Raw genomic sequence first — 424 nt, 5'->3', positions numbered from 1 at the left:
AAACTACCGGGTGCAGATGCGCTCATGCCGCACCGGGGTCTATGGTTCCCCACGGGGCGACGCCAACGAGGCCGTTCCTCCCCCGCACCAACCGAAAGGACCACTCCGCACCATGCCGTTGGAGACACTCATCAACGCAGGGTTCGTTGATTACCTGATACTGCTCATTTACTTCGTGTTCGTCCTGGGAATCGGACTGGCCGCCAGACATCAGGTGTCCGACTCCCTCGACTTCTTCTTGTCCGGACGCAGCCTGCCCGGATGGGTGACAGGGCTGGCATTCGTGTCGGCGAACCTCGGCGCCGTCGAGATCATGGGAATGTCGGCTAATGGAGCCCAGATCGGCATCCCGACGGTCCATTACTTTTGGATCGGCGCTATACCCGCGATGGTGTTCCTTGGCATCGTCATGATGCCCTTCTAC

1 protein-coding gene is annotated in these 424 nt (G+C 59.9%); it reads left to right on the top strand.

The window, feature by feature from the left end; genetic code table 11:
• Positions 1 to 112 precede the first annotated feature (112 nt).
• The coding region (locus tag D7Y11_RS42985) for a hypothetical protein (protein WP_233607608.1) at positions 113 to 424 on the top strand (312 nt) is incomplete at its 3' end.

Origin of the sequence: Corallococcus sp. AB018 (assembly GCF_003986945.1) — a bacterium.
GTDB classification, from domain to species: Bacteria; Myxococcota; Myxococcia; order Myxococcales; family Myxococcaceae; genus Corallococcus; species Corallococcus exiguus.
This window is presented reverse-complemented; position numbering and strand designations above follow the sequence as displayed.